Origin of the sequence: Megasphaera geminata F0357 (assembly GCF_000239275.1) — a bacterium.
Classification (GTDB): Bacteria; Bacillota; Negativicutes; order Veillonellales; family Megasphaeraceae; genus Megasphaera; species Megasphaera geminata.
Genome location: NZ_JH417600.1, coordinates 3,217 through 6,020, shown reverse-complemented (window position 1 = coordinate 6,020; position 2,804 = coordinate 3,217). Strand labels below are relative to the sequence as shown.

General features: G+C 54.3%; 1 pseudogene. It reads right to left on the bottom strand.

What is annotated here, in order from left to right:
* Positions 1 to 2,804 (bottom strand): annotated as a pseudogene (locus HMPREF0080_RS10265) (hypothetical protein); the annotation flags it as partial.

The window sequence follows — 2,804 nt, the reverse complement described above, 5'->3', positions numbered from 1 at the left end:
GATGGAGCGCCGCCAGTGCGGCCGCTCCCGCACCCACTTTATTGATCCGGTTGTCCAGTGTGCCCAGTTTCCCGTTCAGATTATTGATGGTATTTCCCAGGTTGGTAATATTGGTTGTATTGTTGCCGACCTGTTTATCCAGTATAGTCAGGTTGTCTCCGGCGCTGTTTTCTTTCTTCACATAGTTGCCATCATTTTTCACATGGGTTTCATGGTACACTGTATTTCCGCTGACAATCTTTGTGCTTCCGTCTTCCACCTTTCCGTCAGCTTTTACATTGACCGTATATTCCGTTCCACCGAACGTATTGGCAGCGGTGTCAAGTGTCACATTTTCACCGGCTTTCACGGTGTTTCTTGTATCTTTCGTGGCTACGGTGACTTTGTTTTCTTTTCCGTCACTGCCCTTTAAGGAAATAGTAGTGGTATTGTCCGCGTTTTCTGTGCCGCTCATGGTATAAGTGGTATTGGTATCAATCTGCCCCGCGATGGCTGACAGGTCTACACTGCCTTTTACTTCATTTCCAGCCGTGTCCTTTACGCTCATGGACAGGGTTTTGCCGGTAAGGGACAGCGCATTGTTGTCGCTTACCAGTTTGTCATTACCGTCCGCCGCTCCGGCTACCGCTTTCTTCAGCTGCGCCACGTTGACGGCGTCCGTGTCTTCACTGCCTGCTGCCACACCGGTAATCTGGCGGGTGATACCTTTGGACGCGTCACCTACGGAAACGGCGTTTGCCGTAGATTTCCATACGCCCGTGGTGTCATTGGAATGATCATCACCGGAAATATCATAACCGACCTTGCCTTTTTCCGTGGACGCCACGGAACCGCTTCCCAGCGCTACCGCATCGGATACAGACGCTTTCGCGCCTTTGCCCATGGCTATGGAATTTTCTGCAGCGTCTTCCACAATGCCGCCGGAAACGGCGAAACTGTTCTTTGCATTTGCCTTGCTGTTATATCCCATGGCGGTAGAATAGTCGCCCTTCGCCTCTGACCGTCCGCCGCTTGCCAAAGACCACTCGCCTGTTGCTGTCGTACTGCCGCCCATAGCCGTAGAACCGGCACCTGTAGCCTGTGTCTTGCTCCCCATCGCCGTAGAAGCAATTCCGGAAGCGGTGGTATCCGTTCCCAGGGCGGTAGACGACTGTCCTTTCGCTTTCGTATCACTTCCCAATGCTACCGACCATGTACCGGACGCTTCCGTGTCTTTTCCTAATGCCACGGAGTCCTGCCCGGTCGCCTTTGCCTTATTGCCGCCGGCAATGGCATGCGCGCCGCCGGCTACGGATTCAAAGCCGAATGCGGTAGCAGCTCCGCCAGTAGCAATCGTACCGCTGCCCATGGCGGTTTGTGCCTGGTTTCCCGCTCCCGGCTGTCCGGAGGGAGCGCCTGCCTGTGTATTGTATCCTAATGCGACAGACTCAAGACTATAGGCTTTCGCACCGTGACCGATCGCCACGGTCCCTTGTTTCTCAGCCAAAGTATACGCACCGACAGCAACAGACCCCCAGCCCTTCGCCTGCGCATTATTGCCTACGGCAAAGGAGAAATCGCCCGACGCATTCCCGCCGGTCAGCGCTGTCGCTTTCAGACCGCCTGCCTTGGCAGCCACACCGACTGCCAGCGCACGATCGCCGGTAGCGCCGTCATTATTATAATTTTCATCACTGCTGCTTCCCTTTGCGGAGAAGAAATGAACCTTGCTCCCCTCGATGGTCGTATTCAAAGAATCCTTCACCGCTTTCAGCTGCCGCAGGTTGACCGCATCGGTATCTTCCGTGGCGTCACCTACATGGATAATCTGTCTTAATTTATTCTCCGTGCCTACGGAAACGGCGCCTGCCGTCTTGCCGTTCAGTTCAAAATCGCTGAAAACGCCTTTCTTCGATGCGGTAAAACCGCCGCGATCCGCCACGCTCCACGAGCCGAGGGCTACGCCGCCGGAGACCTTAGCATGAGAATCATAGCCCAAAGCCATAGCAGTTTCTTTCTCCGCACTGCTCTTTGAACCCATGGCAATAGCCCAGTCCGCGGTCGCGGAAGCTTCTTTACCTACAGCTACCGCTTCTTCACCTTTGACTGTCAGATAGTTGCCCAGGGCAAGACCCCACTGCCCGCCGCCGTTATTCGAACCGATGACTTTATTTCCATGTCCGACAGACGTTCCCAGATTTTCCGCTTCGGAACTGGTGCCTACCACGACGCTCCCGCCATTTGCCGTATTGGTCAGTCCGACAGCCACATTTTGGTCACTGCCGCTGCCTTTTTTCGTGTAGATCCATTTTGTCGGATCGTTCGGATCTTGTTCCGCCGTATAGCCGACCAGGTTCCCCACGCCGAGGACCGTATTCTGTTCTCCGAAGACTTTTGTCAGCTTATGGTCATAATTGTTATAATCCGTGCCGAATACGGCATTATGGACGCCTTCCACTTCCAGATTCTGACCGGCGACGATACTGTTGTTTCTTCCGTTTTTCACTCCGGTCAATTTGTTATTATTGCCAAGAACGGTGCTGTTCACCCCTTTCGAAGAAGAGGAAATACCGAGCACGATGCTGTCTTCCGCCTCGGCGCCGTCATTGTCATAGTTGCTGCCGGCTCCCGTTTTTGTAGATTTGGCGCTGTAATAATGCACTTTCGCAGCATCAGCGGCGGCTTTCACTTTTTTCAGCTGTGCCACGTTGACGGCGTCCGTATCCTGCGTACCTGCCGCCACGTTCGTGATCTGGCGGGTCACTGCCGCACTGGTCGGAGTTGCCGCACTACCGACGGAAACGGCGGCGGCCGTCGCTTTCCAT